The sequence below is a fragment of the Candidatus Defluviibacterium haderslevense genome (assembly GCA_016712225.1).
In the GTDB taxonomy this organism is placed as follows: domain Bacteria; phylum Bacteroidota; class Bacteroidia; order Chitinophagales; family Saprospiraceae; genus Vicinibacter; species Vicinibacter haderslevensis.
This window is the reverse complement of the sequence record JADJRL010000003.1, coordinates 1244446-1263442: the sequence shown is the minus strand read 5'-3', so window position 1 is coordinate 1263442 and position 18997 is coordinate 1244446. Positions and strand designations below refer to the sequence as shown.

Here is an 18997-nt window from a genome sequence, read left to right as displayed (position 1 = left end):
ATTATAATATTTTGTATTGCAATGAAAGTGCATATCTCCATTGGTTTATAAAATTATTGGATGCATTAAAGTCTTTATTGTATTCTGCACCGAAATCGATTTTAAATTTATTTATTTTTCTTTGAATGTGAATTCCAACATTCCAGAATGAATTAATTCGTTGACGTTCTGTAAAAGCAAAGGTATTGAAACGCTCATGGGATTTGAAATCATAAATTTCATAGTAGATGGGTTGCCGAGTACTATTAATCCAAGAATGACCTAATTGCAATGAAAGTATATTTTTCTTTTGATTGAATATTTCGTAATTTATACCTAAATTCCAATAAACATCTTTTGTAACACCATGAATTTGACGAACTTCCTGGTCTTTTTTAATGGGTGGATCTTTAGGAAAGTGATGATCCATTTGAATTGGTTTCATGTCAAAATTATAGTTTTCATGAACCCATTCTGCTCTTATATTCATACCAAATTTTCGGTATAAATGGGATTCAAAAGAAATATTTTTACCAAATGCCAACTTGGATGAATAGGGTTGATTCATTTTTTTTATTATTGAACCACCTATTGAAGCATATAAATCTGGATAATTATTTTTTCTTATTAGTGGACGAACTACTCTGGGAATTATTGTATTAGGTAGGATTGCCATACTATTCCATTTTATAATTGCAGACGCAGTAGGTATAAAATCTATGTTTAAGGATTCAATGATTGGAAGATCGTTTTGCAAGGGTCCAAATTCATTTAGCTCATTTGACAAAGGTTTAAGAGAATTTATTGTATAATCCTTATTACTACTGTGATTAGATTGGTTTAGTGTATTAAAAAACTTTTTTGAATGATTTGTAGTTGGCTGACCTGAATTATTATTTTTTCTTTCGATACTTATTCGTTCTTTATTTTGATTAGTGTTAATGGTATGTAGAAGATTACTCTTATGTTCTAAAGTAGAATTTGATTTTACGGAATTAATTGCTAGGTTATTCTTTGCATTAGAAGTATTTTGGATGTTTGTTTCTAACGGATACTCCGCCTCTGAAATGCGCTCTAAATTATTTATTTTGTGTTCTAATGCATTGAGTTCTAGTTTTACTAAGTTATTTGAATTTTTTAATTTGTGGAATAGATCTAACACATAAAAGTTTGAAACAAGTAAGACAAGAATAGTACTTAACAGAAATCCTTTAGATGTCAGTATATTTTTATTACCAGTCTTTTGATAATAGCTATCCAATCGGGACTCTAATTTTTCCCATTGGGTTGTTCTATTGATATTACTTTCGTCGGTTGATTGTAATAGTTTTCTCAAGTATTGATCGCTCTTATTCATAATTGTTCACTTTCCATAAGTACTCGCATGACTTTACGAGCCCTGAATAGATTTGATTTTGAAGTTCCAATTGATATATTTAACATTTTACTTATTTCTTCATGACTCAATTCATCCAATACAAATAGAGTGAAGACTGTTTTATAGGCAGGTGAAAGTTGATCTAGCATATGAAGTAATTTCGATTGAGTTAAATTTTCCAAATATTCTTCTTCAACCCATACCACAGATTCATTCGTTGCATCTAAATTTTGAAATTGAGGTAATTTTTTTTCAAGTCTTATTCTATCTATAGCTGTATTGATCACGATTCTATGAAACCAAGTTTTAAAGGACCATGATTCATTGTATTGTTCAATCTTTGTAAATACTTTATAAAATGCATCATTAATAACTTCTTCAATAATCTCATTCGAGCTTATATAGCGCCTACAAATAGACAAAGCAAAGTCATAGTAACCCAAATAGAGTACTTTTTGACTGATTCGGCTATGTTTCTGACAGCCTGCTAAATGTATGGCTAACTCTTCCTGAGTCACAAGTATATATACGATTTAGATAAAATTTTAGTTGCGTTAAATTCAAAACATAGTGCCCTGTTAATTGTTTATCTCCGTACCAAGTGAAAATTTAGGCTCAAGTGTAGATTTTTGAAATTATTTTTACCGTTTAAACGTTACCCTATATATCTTAGCTTATGGAGTGGAATCAGAACTTTTATGACCAAATGATCCAAAAGTTGGATCAATTTACCCGTAAATATTATATCAATAAGCTAATACGAGGTACCATTTACTTTGTAGGTATTTCAACTGCTTTGTTTATTTTATTTAATTTATTAGAAAGCCAGTTCTATTTTAGCAAGTCCATCCGCAAAGGTTTTGTTTTTGCGTTTATAGGAATTTCGGGTTGGAGTTTATGGAAATTCATTTTTACCCCTTTGTTGCATTATTTTAGACTTGGCAAATTAATATCACATGAGGAAGCAGCTAAAATTATTGGAACGCATTTTAGTGATGTAAAAGATAAATTATTAAATGTACTTCAGCTTAAAAATCAATTAGTTAGCTATTCTGATCGCAGTTTGGTAGAGGCGAGCATCAATCAGAAAGCAGCAGAATTGAAACCAGTTCCCTTTATTGCTGCTATTGATTTTAATAAAAACAGACGTCAGCTTCGATATGCCCTAATTCCGCTTTCGCTCCTTATGGGAATCTTATTCATAGCCCCAAGTCTTATTAAAGATCCAACACAAAGGTTGATTCAGAATAATAAAGATTTTGAGAAGGCTGCCCCGTTTACATTCAATATTGAATCTAAAGAATTGGTGGTGGAGCAGTTTAATGACTTTAAATTGGATATTGCAATACAAGGAACTGCATTACCTTCAGAGGCTTTTATTGAAATTGATCATTTTCAGTATAGACTTAAACAAGACGCTCCGGATCATTTTTCATATGTTTTTAACAATGTTCAGAAAGATCAAACCTTCAGACTGTATTCAGGATCGATAACAACCACAGAACAACAATTAAAAGTTCTACTTAAACCTGTTATGACCAGATTTGAAGTCAGTTTGGAATATCCTTCCTATATATCCAAGAAGAATGAAAAATTAATAAATACAGGTGATTTGATTATTCCTGTGGGTACAAAAGTCAATTGGCAATTAAATACTGAAAATACCGATGAAAGTTATTTTAGATTTTCTGATCAAATCAATAAAACAAATATTTCAAATAGAGGTGAAGGCGAATTTCAGTTTTCAAATCGAATCCTGTCAGACATCGCTTATACGTTATATCTTAAAAACCATAATTTACCCCAATTTGATACTGTACAATATCATATAAATGTCATCCCAGACCAATATGCCCAAATTAATGTAGAATCTTTTGAAGATAGTTCTAATGCTAATATCCTTTATTTTGGAGGTGAAGCATCAGATGATTATGGATTACGTGATCTTAAATTCAATTATCAAATTAAAACAGCAAGTGGAAAACAAGAAGCAGTTCAATCTGAAAAAGTAAATATCCAAACCGGTAAGTCCTCTACTTTTAGATATATTTTAGATATTCAAACGCTAGGATTAAAACCAGGCGATCATTTGAGCTATTATTTTGAAGTATGGGATAATGACGGTATACATGGTAGTAAGGCTACTCGCAGTACCATATATGAACACCATGTGGCCACGAATGAAGAATTGGCTAAAATAGAAGAAACAAATAATGATGATATTAAAAAAGATTTGGAAGCTTCTATTGAAGATGCAAAAAAATTGCAAGACAAATTAAATGAATTCAAAGATAAATTAAGAAGTAAAAAAGATCTTGAATGGCAAAATAAAAAAGATCTGGATAAGATGTTGAAGCAACAAGAAGATTTGCAGAAAAAATTTGATGAAGCCAAGAAAAAATTTGATGAAAATCTTAAAAAACAAGAACAGCACAGTAATCCTGATGAAAGTTTGATTGATAAGCAAAAACAACTTCAAAAATTATTCAATGAAACAATGAGTGAAGAGATGAAAAAACTCATGCAGGATATTCAAAATTTAATGCAAGAATTGAATAAGGAGCAAGCAATCCAAATGACGGAACAATTTCAGAATAAAAACGAGGACATGAAAAAAGATATGGATCGTTTATTGGAATTGTTTAAACAACTTGAAGTTGAGAAAAATGTAAAAGATCAGATTGATAAATTGAGAGAATTATCAAAAGAACAAGAAGCGTTAAAAGAAAAGACAGAAAAAAAATCTGAAAATCAAGATAAATTAAAAAAAGAACAAGAAGATATTATTAAGAAGTTCGATGAATTAAAAAAGAAACAGGATGACATCCAAAAGAAAAATGAAAGTCTCGATAAACCAAAAAAACTCAGTGACCAAAAAAAGAATGCTGAGGATGTTAAAAAGAGTTTAGAAAAGTCCAAAGAAAATCTGGATAAGAAGGAAAACGATGCAGCTGCTAAAGAGCAAGAAAAGGCAGAGGATAAGATGAATGAGATGGCTGATCAAATGGAAGAACAACTGGATAAAGATGAACAAGAAAAGCAAGAAGAAGACATTAAAGTTTTAAGACAACTTTTGGAGAATCTAGTTAATTTATCTTTTGAACAAGAGACACTCATAAAGTCTTTTGGACAGACCGATGTGAATGAACCTAAATATGTGGCTTTGGTCCAGGATGAATTCAGGATCAAAGACAATTTCAGGCTTATACAAGATACCTTAGAGGCATTAAGTAAAAGAGTCGTGGAAATTGAGTCATTTGTTGGTGAAAAAGTAACTGAAATTAATGAGAATTTCACTAAAGGCATAGAACAACTGGAATCAAGGTATACGGGACAAGCCTCTTTATATCAAGGTAGAATTATGAAAAATGTTAACGATTTAGCTGTCATGCTATCAGAAACATTAAATAATAAACAAAAGGAGAAAAATTCTTCTTGTAAAAAACCTGGTAGTGGTTCATGCAAAAAGCCAGGCGGGAAGTCTCCAAAAGCGGGTAAAAAAGGCAAGGTCCCTATTGACAAAATAGCTGAAGGCCAACAAAAAATGGGGGATGGCCTTAAGCAAATGCAAGACAAAATGAAGAAGGGTGAAGGTAAAATGAGCAAGGAATTTGCTGAGATGGCTGCCAAACAAGCTCAACTTCGTAAAATGTTGGAAGATTTGGAACAAGAGAAGAAAGAACAAGGTAATGGATCTAAGGAAATGCAAGAGGCCATTGAAAATATGAATAAAACTGAACGTGAATTGGTTAACAAGCAACTCACTAATGAAACACTCAATCGCCAACAGGAAATCACAACTAGGTTATTAGAAGCAGAACGAGCAGAAAGGGAAAGAGAATATAAAGAAGAGCGAAAATCCGAAACTGGTACGAAAATTGAACGTAAGATTCCAGTTAGCCTAGAGGAATATCTAAAACAAAGGCAAGCAGAAACAGAATGGTTCCAGCACGTATCGCCAGATTTGAGACCGTTTTACAAAAAATTGGTCGAGGATTATTTATTGCGAATAAAAAAGCAAGGATGATTCGAATAGCATCTATACCTAATAATATCCTCAAAATTGAGGAATATTTGAATTGGGTTTTTGCAGAATATCACATTGATAAAAAGCTTTACCCAAATGTTTTGGTGACCATTACCGAAGCTGTTAATAATGCTATTATTCACGGCAATCAGAAAGATTGCAATAAATTCGTCCATTTAAAGACGGAGCGCCGACCAAAATGTATTGCATTTCGAATATCCGATGAAGGCTCAGGATTTGATCCGTCAACTATCCCTGACCCAACCCTACCAGAAAATATTGAATGCTGTGGTGGCAGAGGGGTATTTCTAATGCATCAATTGTCTCATAGGGTCATTTTTTCAGATCAGGGAAGGACCGTGGAGATTCAATTTGAGATATAACTAGATTGAATATTTAAAGTTACAAAATTAAATTTGGTTTAATAAAAATGCCTTCAAAACTGAGTTTTAAAGGCATCTGCAAAAATCTTGGTTAATATCTTAAACCTGTTTTTGACTGTAATTCATTATACGTTCTAGACTAGATGGTTTAGCTGAGAAAAGAACTTGTGGAATAAAGCGTTTTGCGGCTTTAAGTATTTCAATTTCTTCTCTAAGTGACCAATCTTCTGATGCTATTTCCTCAATTAGCAATCTTTCGTCTGGACTGCATTCTTGGTAGGTATAACGAATCAATTGATTAAGTGTAAATGTATCGACCATAGGCGATGATGTGGTTTTTCTATATAACACAATATGAAGTCAAAATATTGTATAAACAGATCATCGAATTAAGATAATCGATGAACTTTATTTAACACGTTCCCAGGTTTGAGTCCTACCAAATAACGAAATACCAATATATCCTCGGACTAATAGCTTTTCAGTACCTTCCAAAGCAATGGTGCAAGAATATATTTTACCTGATTTAGGATCCATAATTTGTCCATTTGAATAATCGTTATTATCCGGTGTCATGTTCCACATTATATCCATCCCTATCAGGGACTTTCCATTTTTTTCACCAGGGCAACGATTGCAGGTTTTAATAGTAGCTGCCGGTAATAATTCAATTACTTTAGCAAATAAAGCTTGGTCTTTTTTATAAATTTCGATAATAGATTTGGCTTGTTTGGTTTCATCATCTATGGTTTTCCATTTGCCAAGAAATTGCGATTCTTGTTGAGCCTGAACAAAAGAAACACAAATACAGATCAATAACTTTATGATTAAATATTTCATATTGAAAATTTTGACTACAGTTCAAAAGATGGGTTCCAATGTTTAGTTTCAAAATCAACTACTTTATTATCGACTACAACAGTTCCTTCTTGTTTTAATAATTGTTCCATATCACGGCCATTGGTAAAGGATAACCGGCCCGTTAGTTCTCCTTTGGCGTTTACAACACGAAAAGAAGGAATATCTGTTTCTGTACCTTTTAATTGATTCAGTGCCCATCCTACCATACGTGCAGATCCCAGACTTAAGAAATTGGAGATGGCGCCATAAGAACTAACTCTTCCAACTGGAATAAGTCTGACTACATCATAAACCTGATCATAGTAATGAACTTCATTCATAAAATCCTGGTGATATTTTTTTAAAGCAACATCTTCCAGATGCCTCATTTTAGACGACTGAATTTCGTCTTTATCCTGAAATCCTAATAAATGAAAGATCCCATGAATAATCACTCTTAGTAACTCAAGTTCATAGTCTATCTTGAGTTGGCTAGCATTTTCTTTTACCCGATCAATACTTATATACAGATCACCTTCAATCGGATTGTCATGATACGGAAAGGTGATAATATCCGTATAATAATCATGAGCCAAATATTTTTTATTAAGATCTAACAAGTAATCATCATTACAGAAAATGAGGTTTATTGAACCTGTTTTATGCTTATTTTCAAGTATTGTTTTACCAATCCAAAGTTTGATTTTGCGTTGATTGAGTTCAAAGGTCGGATAAAGAAAATGGAAGTTGATTTGGTTTGTTTCTGACATAAGTACAATGAATAACTGGATACAAATATAAATAAAAGTAATTCAAGAGGTCAAATACTTCAAATAGGTGGAAATCAGGGTAAAATGTTAAAACTTTATTAATTTGAGTTCATTTAGGTTAACAATTGATTAAATGTCTAGTCTATCTTTAAGTTTGTAATACTTTCGTGAAATTATTAAAATTGTACTTTATGAATAAATTGATTTTTTTAAGTTTTATTTTTTTGGGACTTATAGCCTGCAGTCCAACCCTTACTCCTTTTAGTCAAAAATTGTATGATGATCAGAAATGGTCCCTGGAGGAATTACAGAAAATACAATTTTATCTTTCTGATGATATTGTGCTGTATAGGAAAGTAGCATCCGGAGAAACTACTATTAAGAATGGAAAAATTAAGATGGTCAATGGAGAAAAAATTGAAGAGGTCATTTTTAAAAAAGGTATTCCAGGTGTTTTAATTTTCATGCCTAAAGCAGATCGATTTGCCATCAGTTTTGATTCAGGTACAGATCCAAAATATTTAATTTTTGGTCCAAACCCTAAAATGAGTTCCCGATATGTGTTGTTAGGTAAAGAATGGGATCGAAATTCTGGGCAAGTGACCTATGACAATCAAGTCTACGAAACTTATTCAGGATCAGCTTTCGCCGGATTGTTGGTGAATCTTAAAAGAGCTAACCAATTAGAAAGAAAATCTTCTGAAGTTAAGGGTAGAGTTATTCAATAGAAACAATTTTTAAGAATTGTGTTTTTCTAACCAGATTTGTTTTAGTTCTTGAATTGAAAATATTTTAGAATAGAAGGCAATAACTAAAATAAATACATTGCTTAAAGCAATCTGTATAATATAATTTATAGAGATATATTCATGTATTAAATAAAATCCAACAAGTGAAATGCCAAAAAATGCGATGGGTTTGGTGTATAGTTTTACATTGAATTTAAATGTTTTATGAATAAACCATAATTGTACGAACATCAATATAGCTTGGCTTAATAGATAAGTCCATGAAGACCCTAGAGCTTTAAAAGATGGAATAAAAAATATATTTAAAAGTATGGATATGATTGCGATAAAAATATAAATATACAAAAGTAGTTTTTCTTTATGTGTTGCTTGAAAATATGCACTTAGTATGTAATTAAGACTGCCGGGAATAAAAGCTAACATCATGAATGTTAAAATTAGAGACCAATATTCATCGTAAGTATGATAAAATAAAGAAATAATTTGTTTAGAATAAAAATATCCTGTAAAGGAAATGCAAATGGTGATAAATAATAACAGATGCATTGAAGTTTTGAACAATAATTTTAATTTATTGACATCACTATGTAATCGGGCAAACATAGCTAAAAGTAAAGTTCCAAATGCTAGTGAAAACATACTAGCTGCTTCATAAAGGCGCATGGAAGCAGCATAAATTCCCACTTCGTTTTTTCCATCCGGAAGTATTCTTTCAAGTAGTAACGTATCGCCTTTATAAAATATAGAACTGGTCAAGTAAATTAAGGCGAACGGTAAACAAATATAAGTAATTTGCTTGATATCTTTAATTGATAAAAATTGTAAATCGAATTGATATTGCTTTGAAGCCAAGATGATTAACCCAATGATGATACATAACCCAATGGAAATAGATTGAAACCAAACAAAAAGTTCAATGGTAATATAGGGTCTAAGTATTGGTGTAACTATAAATAATCCACAGACTATAATAAGAATTACCCGATCTAATGCAGAAAGTAAGCTATCCGTTTTATATAATCCAAGTCCTGCTATATTAGAACGAATAAACAGCATAGCGCTAATTAATAATTGATTGATGGCTACATGGATTACAAACCAGAAATTGATTTGATCACCATACCAAATTCTAGAACATATTATGATAACAAAAAAATAAATAATGGAAAGTAGGATTTTGAATCCAAATAAATTTTTTATTCCACTAGTAATGATATTTTTTTGTTGGCTGGCAAATCGTGCAGTATAGTTTTGTAAACCGAAATCACTGATGAACTGAAGTATGATTGTAAAATTAAGAATATTGATGAACATGCCATATTGACTAGTCCCTGTTATTAATTGAATATTACGATCAATACCTAATAAATACAGTGGTTTTATTAGCGCATTAATAAAAATAAGTAACAGAATATTTGTGAGAAAAGCTTTTCTCAAATTATTAGATTTGATTAATTGTGCAAAAATATATTAAAAAAATATGAATTTTCTGTTTGTAAACTATAAAAACAAGTATTTTGCTAACTAATTTTAAATTATGCGACTCATTATCAAAGAAATAATACACTCTACTATTTTTTGTATTATGTTCTGTTTTAGTATTCAGACTTTTGCACAAAATATTCAATTCCAAAAATTATATTATAGTAAGGCATTTACACCGGGCATAAAAAATTCTTACACCAACTTTTATGATGTGGAGTCATTTTCAGATGGTGGATTTGTTACTTTGGGTTTCTTGACCGACACTTTTAATCGATCTGAGGGAATTATAACTAAATATGATTGTTTAGGCAACCCAATTTGGTCAAAAGGTTTGGGCCCCTCTGGATCACCTACGAATACTAATATGGGTATCGTAGAAGCTGATAGCGGAGATGTAGTTTTTACATTTAGCCTTGGAACTGGTTTTTTCCAAGCATCTATCTTATGTGGTCGGATTTCTGCCACAGGAAAAGTAAAATGGATGCGACGTATTGGAAATAATCTTGAATTTGGACGTGATATTGTAATGACCAGAGATAGTGGTTTTGTGGTAGTCGGAAGTACGGGCAGTTATGGATCAGACCGTATTGCAGATGATTTGTATATGTTTAAATTAGACCGCAATGGAAATATTTTGTGGACTAAGACTTATGGAAATCCAAGTGGGACGTATGATGAAGCCTATGCAGTTAAAACAGATTCAGAGGATAACCTCATTATAACAGGACGTTGTATAGCGGATAGCACATTTCAGGCATTTATTTTAAAAGCCAGTCCATTGGGTGTACCCCTTTATTTTAAAACTTATGGATACCATAATCAGAGAACCAATGCATTTGATCTGGTCGTAGATTCTGAAGACAATTATTTGATTACCGGATTTACTACCCTCCTTGAGGAAAATCATCAAAGCTCCGAATATGATGTTTTTTTGATAAAAACGGATTCAGCGCTTAATACTTATTTTACTAACATTTATGAAGTCAGTGTAGGTAGTGATGCGGGATCTATTGGAGAGGGTCTTGCGGTTTTGGCTGATGGATCATATGCTATCGGAGTAAGTACTTTTGCGTTTACAGCGCATGGTGCGAGTGGTCCTAATTCACCAAATAAGAATGCATTATATATTATCAACCAAGACGGAAGTATTAAGAATGCTTTCATTTATAATATGAAAGGATCCCAATATACCAGAGTACGCAGATCTGCAATTGGGGGAGTCATTATATCCGGATTTAGTACAGCATATGCTTCAAATGTAGCATTTCAAGGTCTCATTATTAAGACAGATGATCAATTTTTATCCGGGTGTCATGATATTGATGTAACTTTTGAATTATCCCGATATCAACCTAATTGGACCATAGCTGACTTTACTTATCAAACCAATACAGGTCAAAAAACTTTAGCCTATACTAATTATAAGGATACTTCCATTTTATTCCGAACAGAGTGCGCATCGACCATAAATTTAAATCCATTGATAGATGGACCAAAGCAAGCTTGCCCTAATACAACAGTTCATTTTAAGGATTTTTCAACTGGTGATAGTTTAGCAAAGCATATTTGGAGTATAGGAAATGACGTATTCGAGAAAAAAGGTGATGTGGATTATATTTTTGCGAATCCTGGAACCTACAAAATCACAAAGATTATGCAATATGGTTGCATCAGTGTACCCTATGAGCATATTATTGTGATTTCACCCTATCAGATTGGAAGAATTTCAGCAACACTGTGTGCTGGAAAACCATTTACTTTTAATGGTAGAGAATTATTCAGTGCTGGAATTTATTCAGACACCATTAAGCTCAATAATTCATGTGATTCCATTATTATTCTAACTTTAAGTTCAAATTCATTAACAAATTTAGGTACGCTTAATGATACCATAACTTGTGGTTCCTCAAAATCACAATTTGGCTTAAACTATTCCACAAAAGGTAATTATGTTATTAACATAAAAAATAGGGATGGTTGTGATTCGATCATTGGAACCATTCAAGTTGCTGCTTTTTCAAAGAGGGTTGAAAATCCAAGTATTTGTAGTGGTGATTCCTATTTATTAAATGGGAAAGAATATCGTAAAGAAGGAATATTTGTAGACACCATTCGATCTAATTCTTGTGATGAAATAGTAACTATAAATCTTAAAGTCATTATCCCGTTTGTCCAATTAAATAAGCCAGATACACTGTTTTGTAATCAACCAATATTTAGGCATGGCGTAAAAATTGATAAGCCTGGTAGATCCAGTTTAATAAAGATACCATCTCCAAGTGGATGTGATTCTATTTTTAGTTATAATGTTATCATTTTTAATTGTGAAGATTGCGTCCTTGTACCCAATATTTTTACACCAGAAAATAATGAGGAACTTAATAAAGTCTTTCGGCCCATTAAACCAAAAGATTGCCCTGCTGAATTAATTCGGATATCATTTAACGTGTATAATCGGTGGGGTCTAAAAGTATATGAATCAAATGATCTTAGTTTACCAGGATGGAATGGAAGATATAAGGATGCACCTGCACCTATGGAATCTTATATTTATTATTTAAATTATGATCTTAAGTTTGGGGATGATGCGAATGCTGTCTTAAGAAATATTTCGAAAAAAGGATCTGTTACCTTAATTCGATAGAAATATAAAATTTAAAAATAAGATTGAACTAATTACCTTAATTCAGGATGATATTTTGAATTGTACTTTTTATATAATTGCTTATGTACATTATCTAGATCTATTTCTTTTCCCCGGATATAAGCCTTGATAATATTTTGGGTTTTAATGTCAAGCGCATCGCCTTCGCTTATAAATAGAGTAGCGTCCTTGCCTATTTCTAAAGTTCCAACAGATTGGTCTATGCCTAAGATTTTGGCTGTATTATAAGTAATACTTGATAATGCAGCTTCCTTAGATAAACCAAATGCGATAGCCTGTCCTGCTTGAAAAGCGAGATTTCTTTGTTGCCAAAAACCGTCCATACTTAAACAAAACAATATGCCCGCTTCTGAAAGTAAATAGGGTGTCTTGTAAGATTGCGAAATAGATTCATCTTCTCTTATAGGAAGACTATGGGCTTGATTTAAAATAATAGAAATATTATGAGTTTTCAAAAAATCTGTAATACGCCATGAATCAGCACCTCCTACAATTACAGGCTTAATACCATATTTTTCAGCAAACTGAATACTATGAATAATTGTTTTTGCAAAATCAACATGGATATATAATTTTTTTGTTCCATTCCATAAACCTCTCATAGATTCAAATGCTAAATTTTTTTCACTTTGATTCACAATAGTTGCATAAGATTTTGCTTGATCAAAATAATTTTTAAGAGCAAGAATTTCTTTTTCATATTGATCATTCTTCGATGTCTTTTGCGGTTCACCCCACCAACCTTGGTTGAAATTTGAATTAGGCCAATTTAAACTTATACCTTCATCAGATTTGTAAGCAGCGTCCTCCCAATTCCAAGCATCCATTTCGACAATTGCAGTTTGGCCAGAGATCACACCGCCTACAGGACTTATTTGACTTAATAATACACCATTGGATCTCAACGTAGGGATTATTTTCGAATCCGTATTATAAGCTATAATAGATCTGATATTAGGGTTCATCGCACCTAATTCTTGTTGGTCCATGGTTGCTTTTACCAATTCGATTTCTGCAAGTCCTACTGTGGAATTAGGCGCAATAAATCCAGGATACACTTCTTTATTGGATATGTCAATTTCTATTTCGTTTTGATTTAAAACTTTGTAATCGGTTCCGACATATTTAATTTTTGATTTTGATAAAACAATAATTCCTGATTCAATAATTTGCCCATTTCCAACATGAATTCTTCCACCCTTTAAAACAATATCTTTTTGTTGGTCTAAAGCTGGAATTTGGGCATTTATAAATGAAATAAAAATGAAATTAAAGATCATTAAATGAACCCAAAGTCTATTAATTTTAATGAGTGACATGTTTAATTTTTTACCGGTTAAATGAATTTTATTCTGCTTCATGATCATCACAATGATATAATTTTTTCGGTGGTGAGGCAAAAGATATGGATGCCTGGCCTTCAGATTTTTTTTGGATCATTTTTTGAATAATGCGGGTTCTTTCTTGGTTATTTGCTGATTCCAATTGTTCTTGCTGTGATTTATCATAATATTTAATTCCGTCTATGAAAGTCATCTCAGGGCTGGCATACATTGATAGTGGATGGTTATTCCAAATGACAAAGTCAGCATCCTTGCCTATCTTAATACTTCCAACTCGATTGTCTATATGTAATAATTTTGCAGGATTTAGAGTGACGAATTTGAGTGCTTCTTCTTCACTTACATTTCCATATTTTATTGCTTTTGCTGCTTCCTGGTTTAGTCTTCTTGCCATTTCAGCATCATCAGAATTATAAGCAGTTACCACACCTTGATCGTGTAAAATTGCACCATTGTATGGGATTGCTTCATAAACTTCGAATTTATATGCCCACCAATCTGAAAATGAAGAAGCACCAACGCCATGATTTTTCATTTTATCTGCCAATTTATAACCTTCGAGTATGTGGGTAAACGTATTTATTTTAAACCCAAAATCAGACGCAACATGCATTAACATATTAATTTCCGATTGTACATAAGAATGGCAGGTAATAAACCTTTTTTTATTAAGGATTTCTGCGAGCGCATCTAATTCTAAATCTTGTCTTATTGGATTTTCGGATTTTGTATTGCGAAGATCATTATATCTTTTAGCACGAGTGAATGCATCAACATATATTTGTTCTACACCCATTCGTGAATCGGGGTACCTGACATTATTATTTCCGGAAGATCTTTTTACGTTTTCCCCAAGAGCAAATTTTATAAATCCATCTGCACCTTGAAATTTCATGTCTTCTGCTGAAGATCCCCAACGTAATTTGATAATTGCAGATTGCCCACCTATAGGATTACAAGAACCGTGTAGTAACTGAGAAGTGGTTACCCCTCCACCTAATTGCCTATAGATATTAATGTCGTCAGGATTAATTACATCACCAATGCGAACCTCTGCTGTATTTGATTGTGTACATTCATTGACCCCTTTTGAAATTGCGATATGCGAATGTTCATCAATGATGCCGGGAGTAATGTGTTTTCCAAGTGCATCAATAATTAAAACATTTGGTTCAGAAAGGTCTTTTCCTATTTTTTCAATCTTTCCATTTTTTATTAGTAGATCGGTATTCAATAATTTACCTTCCATTTCACAGGTCCAAATCGTGGCATTTTTTATCAATAAATTTTGAGTTTTTGGTTTATTGGTCCATCCATATGCCATAAAAGGATAAGTCACTTGACCCATATAACCAATTTGTGAATTTGAAGCTGAATCTTTTTTAAGACTATTCTTTATATTATTATCATTTGAAACTTCAAATTTGAAATCAATCCATTTACCTGTTTTATCTTGAGTTTTACCGAACCATTGGTTATTTAATTTTGTCGCAGAAAGTAAATAAGTAAATGAAGTGGCATCTATAAATCGTCCACTTAAATAATTGGAATCTACATTAAGTGTTAAGCTACATGAACTGGAATCAGGTGATAATATTTTATATTCATTTTTAGAGTTTCTAGAATTTGGTAGAACCTGATATGTTTTATTGGAAATGAAAAACCGATATCCTGAATTAAAGTAATCGACTTTTGGTTTATTTATTGTGAATGAATTTCCTTTGATCCAGTTTTCTAATATTATTGTTTTGGTATCAAATAGTTGTCCGTTGGTAATAATGAAATTGGCTAATAATCCTTGTTTTAAACTTCCTACAATATTGGATATTTCTAAAAACTCAGCGGGTCCTTGTGTTATTGCAAAAAGCGCTTTTTCCGGACTAAGACCCCTGGAAATTGCAGTTCGAATTTGATCCAAAAATAATTTCCTATCCTTTAAACCAGATGAAGTAAAAACAAAGGGTATTGAATTTTCTTCCAATATGTGCGGATTGGATGGTGCTAGTTCCCAATGTTTCAAATCAGCCAAATCAATTTGTAAAGCATCATAAGGATCCTCCACTTCATATAATGGCGGAAAATTTAATGGTACGATCAATTTTGCATTGGTTTTTTTTATTTCTTCTATACGCTGATATTCGTCACCACCCGTTTTAATCATATAAGTTTGATTAAATTCTTTAGCCAAACGATCAGCTCTTAAGACATCATATTTATCATTAGCAATAAATATTTGAGGCAATTTTATTTTTTCATTCCAAGCTTGTAGCGATAAATTTATTTCTTTTGATAGATTCGAATTTTGGTAATATTTCCCGTCCATATAAGTTTGTCTCAACAAAGCTATACTCCCCATTAGTGAACTCGGATAATCCTGACTGGAAAGGCCTTTGTTAAAACTCAACACATGACAAGCCAAAGGCTTTAACATCATTTGGTGTTCATTTTTATCACCTAATAAAACAATGGTAGAACCCCCTCGCGAAATTCCGTCTGCATAGTGTGTATTCACTGTACCAAAACCTAGATCTCTTAATGAACCTACTTGATCATTTTTTACTGTGAATAAATCTGATGCATTTATTTCAGGACGAAGTGCTTCGTTCCAGGAAAACGCACCTTCTTTATTACTAATCATGGATTGAATACCTTGTATTTTTTTGGGTTCAGGTATTCCATAATCAGATAGGATTTCTATAAATGAAGGATAAATATGGGCGCCACTCAAATCTCGGATTATTGCGTCAATTGGAATATTTATATTTGAACCAATAGCTACTATATTTCCATTGCGGATTAACATCATCCCATTATCTATAGTGGTTAGTGGATCAACATGTATAGTTGCGTTTTTAAATAAATAACTAGTTTGATCTGGATGGTTGACACCATTTACAGGGAAAGTAGTTTGTGCCAATGAAAGAAAAGTCGAACACAAAAAATAGATTAAAAGAATGCCATATCGGATCATAAAATTAATTTCTGTGATTATTAAATTCATTAATATATATTTGAATATTCTGTTCTATTGTGGTCAAATAGACTATTTGTTTAAACTTAAATAATGTTCTAAAGCTTGGCGATCTATAACACCTAAGATTTCTGGGCCTTCTTTAATCACGACAAGTGGATAGCCTTGATTAAGATAAAACATAAGGTCTTTTAATGTTCGGTTCGGTTCCAAAAATAGAATTTCATGGAGGTTCAAATCTGATATACGTTGATCTGGATTTTGTTTTACAGCAGCGGAAATTTCTTCAGCACTAATGGATGCAGTAAACTCACCATTAAAATTTGTAATAATAAAATTTTTATCTCCGCTTGATAAAACTATAGCCATGGCTTCCTGAACGCTCATATAAGAAGTTATAACATAGCTTATTTTTCGACACACCATCTTGGCTATTTTGCCTTTAAGAGTAAAATCGAGACTGACACTTTGATATTCCTGCATAGCTGCAATAAAAATGAATACTCCAATGAGAACTGTAGTCCATGCTTCATAATAAATTCCAAAGCCAATAAATAATATACAAATAAATTGTCCTATTCTACTTGCCCACAATGTAGCTTTTAGTTTTCCTAATTTAAAAGACAATAGGGCTCTTAATACCCGACCACCATCCATTGGAAATGCAGGAATCATGTTAAATATGACCAAAAAAATATTCGCTATTAAAAGTATTGGTAAAAAAATATTCCAATTTAATAATTCAATTTGATTGAATTCTTCATTTGTAAAAAAAGACAATCCATTTAAATAATAGAGATACCCAAAAATAACAGCTGCAATTATAACATTTACTGCGGGTCCCATAACAGCAATAACCAATTCATGGCTTGGTTTATCAGGCATATTGCGAAGTCTGGCTACTCCACCTATCGGCAATAAAATGATGTCTTCCGTCTGAATATGATATCGCCTGGCAGTTAAGGCATGTCCAAATTCATGCAATACAACACAACAAAACATGGACATTACAAAACAGACTTCAACTAATATATTTTCCCATGGATTATGGTTTGAAAGCCCATTGGCAACAACATAAATTAATATTAAGGGAAAAGTCCAATGTATTTTAACAGGTATTTTTGCGAATGTTCCTAAGCGCCAGGATTGATTAATCATTTAATTTTTTTATTTGTTCCACATCGGTTGATAAAGTTGGTCTTGCAGAACAGCTCTGGAAATAACCATCCGTTGAACTTCTGATGTACCCTCATATATTTGTGTAATTTTTGCATCTCTCATTAATCGTTCTACATGATACTCTTTGACATAGCCATATCCACCGTGTATTTGGACTGCTTCAATGGAGTGCCGCATGGCAACATCTGAAGCGAATAGTTTAGCCATACTTGCTGCAATTGTAAAATCAATGCCTTGGTCTTTCATCCATGCAGCACGATGAACTAAAAGTCGAGCTGCTTCAACTTCAGTAGCCATATCGGCTAATTTGAAGGCTATGGCTTGATGTTGGGCAATTGCTTTTCCAAATGTTTTTCGCTCTTTAGAATAGGCTAATGCCAATTCATAAGAACCTGAAGCAATTCCTAAAGCTTGAGCTGCAATACCAATTCGACCTCCAGTCAGGGTTTTCATTGCAAATTTAAAACCATCTCCGGAAGGACCTAAAAGGTTTTCTTTAGGAACCTTAACATCATTATACATTATAGTATGTGTATCAGAAGAACGAATTCCCAATTTGTCTTCTTTGGCACCTACCATTACACCCGGCCATGAAGTTTCGACTATAAAAGTACAGATCCCATTATAACCTGCACTTGGATTTGCTTGAGCCATAACGAGATGAACAGCAGAAGAACCACCATTAGTTATCCAATTTTTCGTGCCATTTAACAAATAATAATCACCACAATCCACTGCAGTTGTCTTTTGTTGAGTAGCATCCGTTCCTGCCTCAGGCTCAGATAAACAAAAAGATCCTATCCACTCTCCAGTTGCTAATTTTGGTAGATATTTAAGTTTTTGATCTTCGTTTCCCATTTTTTCAATACCCCAACAAACGAGACTGTTATTAACAGACATGATGACAGAGCATGAATTATCGACCTTGGAGATTTCTTCCATAGCCAAAACATAGGAAATTGTGTCCATTCCACCGCCCCCATATTCTGGAGAAACCATCATTCCTAAAAACCCCATTTCCCCCATTTTTCTCACTTCTTCCTTAGGAAATTTCATATGAGCGTCTCTTTCTATTACGCCTGGTAATAATTCTTGCTTGGCAAAGTCTCTGGCGGCTTCTCTTACAGCAATTTGTTCTTCAGTTAAAGTAAAATACATACCAATGATTTTGGGCGAAAATAACACAATTTGAGCGGTCTTATAGCATTCAAAACCAAAAACATAATTT

General features: G+C 32.5%; 14 protein-coding genes and 1 pseudogene. 4 read left to right on the top strand and 11 right to left on the bottom strand.

Going from position 1 to position 18997, the window contains the following annotated elements:
* Nucleotide 1 precedes the first annotated feature (1 nt).
* Together IPK88_05145 and IPK88_05140 are read right to left on the bottom strand one after the other, a co-directional pair.
* Nucleotides 2-1336 (bottom strand): hypothetical protein, encoded by a 1335-nt coding sequence (locus tag IPK88_05145; GenBank protein ID MBK8242791.1) that lies wholly within the window; start codon nucleotides 1334-1336, stop codon nucleotides 2-4.
* Complete coding sequence (locus IPK88_05140; protein MBK8242790.1) at nucleotides 1333-1875, bottom strand: sigma-70 family RNA polymerase sigma factor; 543 nt, start codon at nucleotides 1873-1875, stop codon at nucleotides 1333-1335. Before IPK88_05140 ends, IPK88_05145 begins: the two co-directional genes overlap by 4 nt.
* A 158-nt stretch (nucleotides 1876-2033) precedes the next feature.
* Here IPK88_05140 and IPK88_05135 point away from each other — a divergent pair, with 158 nt between their 5' ends.
* Nucleotides 2034-5384 (top strand): DUF4175 domain-containing protein, encoded by a 3351-nt coding sequence (locus IPK88_05135; protein MBK8242789.1) that lies wholly within the window; start codon nucleotides 2034-2036, stop codon nucleotides 5382-5384.
* The gene (locus IPK88_05130) at nucleotides 5381-5767 is read left to right on the top strand and encodes an ATP-binding protein (protein MBK8242788.1); all 387 of its coding nucleotides are present in this window, start codon (nucleotides 5381-5383) and stop codon (nucleotides 5765-5767) included. The genes IPK88_05135 and IPK88_05130 overlap by 4 nt, the downstream gene beginning before the upstream one ends.
* 99 nt (nucleotides 5768-5866) lie before the next feature.
* Here the strand turns inward: IPK88_05130 and IPK88_05125 are convergent, their stop codons facing one another.
* The 4 genes and pseudogenes from IPK88_05125 to ybeY all read right to left on the bottom strand — a co-directional run bounded on the left by IPK88_05125 (nucleotide 5867) and on the right by ybeY (nucleotide 7377).
* On the bottom strand, nucleotides 5867-6118 hold the full coding sequence (locus tag IPK88_05125; protein MBK8242787.1) for a hypothetical protein: 252 nt from the start codon (nucleotides 6116-6118) through the stop codon (nucleotides 5867-5869).
* Nucleotides 6119-6175: 57 nt separating this feature from the next.
* On the bottom strand, nucleotides 6176-6607 hold the full coding sequence (locus IPK88_05120; protein ID MBK8242786.1) for a DUF2147 domain-containing protein: 432 nt from the start codon (nucleotides 6605-6607) through the stop codon (nucleotides 6176-6178).
* A 14-nt stretch (nucleotides 6608-6621) separates the two neighbouring features.
* Complete coding sequence (locus IPK88_05115; GenBank protein MBK8242785.1) at nucleotides 6622-6948, bottom strand: MGMT family protein; 327 nt, start codon at nucleotides 6946-6948, stop codon at nucleotides 6622-6624.
* A 69-nt stretch (nucleotides 6949-7017) separates the two neighbouring features.
* A pseudogene (ybeY, locus tag IPK88_05110) lies at nucleotides 7018-7377 on the bottom strand (rRNA maturation RNase YbeY).
* Between the two features lie 191 nt (nucleotides 7378-7568).
* Between ybeY and IPK88_05105 the strand changes: the two are divergent.
* Nucleotides 7569-8105 (top strand): hypothetical protein, encoded by a 537-nt coding sequence (locus IPK88_05105; protein MBK8242784.1) that lies wholly within the window; start codon nucleotides 7569-7571, stop codon nucleotides 8103-8105.
* A gap of 9 nt (nucleotides 8106-8114) precedes the next feature.
* Here the strand turns inward: IPK88_05105 and IPK88_05100 are convergent, their stop codons facing one another.
* Nucleotides 8115-9563, bottom strand: coding sequence for a polysaccharide biosynthesis C-terminal domain-containing protein (locus tag IPK88_05100; GenBank protein ID MBK8242783.1), 1449 nt, complete (start codon nucleotides 9561-9563; stop codon nucleotides 8115-8117).
* A 100-nt stretch (nucleotides 9564-9663) separates the two neighbouring features.
* Here IPK88_05100 and IPK88_05095 point away from each other — a divergent pair, with 100 nt between their 5' ends.
* A complete protein-coding gene (locus IPK88_05095; GenBank protein ID MBK8242782.1) occupies nucleotides 9664-12255 on the top strand; it encodes a gliding motility-associated C-terminal domain-containing protein in 2592 nt (863 codons plus the stop codon).
* Nucleotides 12256-12287: 32 nt separating this feature from the next.
* Here the strand turns inward: IPK88_05095 and IPK88_05090 are convergent, their stop codons facing one another.
* From IPK88_05090 to IPK88_05075, 4 genes are all read right to left on the bottom strand, one after another.
* The gene (locus IPK88_05090; GenBank protein MBK8242781.1) at nucleotides 12288-13637 is read right to left on the bottom strand and encodes an amidohydrolase family protein; all 1350 of its coding nucleotides are present in this window, start codon (nucleotides 13635-13637) and stop codon (nucleotides 12288-12290) included.
* The gene (locus IPK88_05085) at nucleotides 13624-16590 is read right to left on the bottom strand and encodes an amidohydrolase family protein (protein MBK8242780.1); all 2967 of its coding nucleotides are present in this window, start codon (nucleotides 16588-16590) and stop codon (nucleotides 13624-13626) included. The genes IPK88_05090 and IPK88_05085 overlap by 14 nt, the downstream gene beginning before the upstream one ends.
* Before the next feature lie 72 nt (nucleotides 16591-16662).
* Nucleotides 16663-17748: a site-2 protease family protein gene (locus IPK88_05080; protein MBK8242779.1), complete on the bottom strand. Its 1086-nt coding sequence runs from the start codon at nucleotides 17746-17748 to the stop codon at nucleotides 16663-16665.
* 9 nt (nucleotides 17749-17757) lie between these two features.
* Entirely contained in the window at nucleotides 17758-18927 is a 1170-nt protein-coding gene (locus IPK88_05075) for an acyl-CoA dehydrogenase (protein MBK8242778.1), read from the bottom strand.
* Nucleotides 18928-18997: the final 70 nt, after the last annotated feature.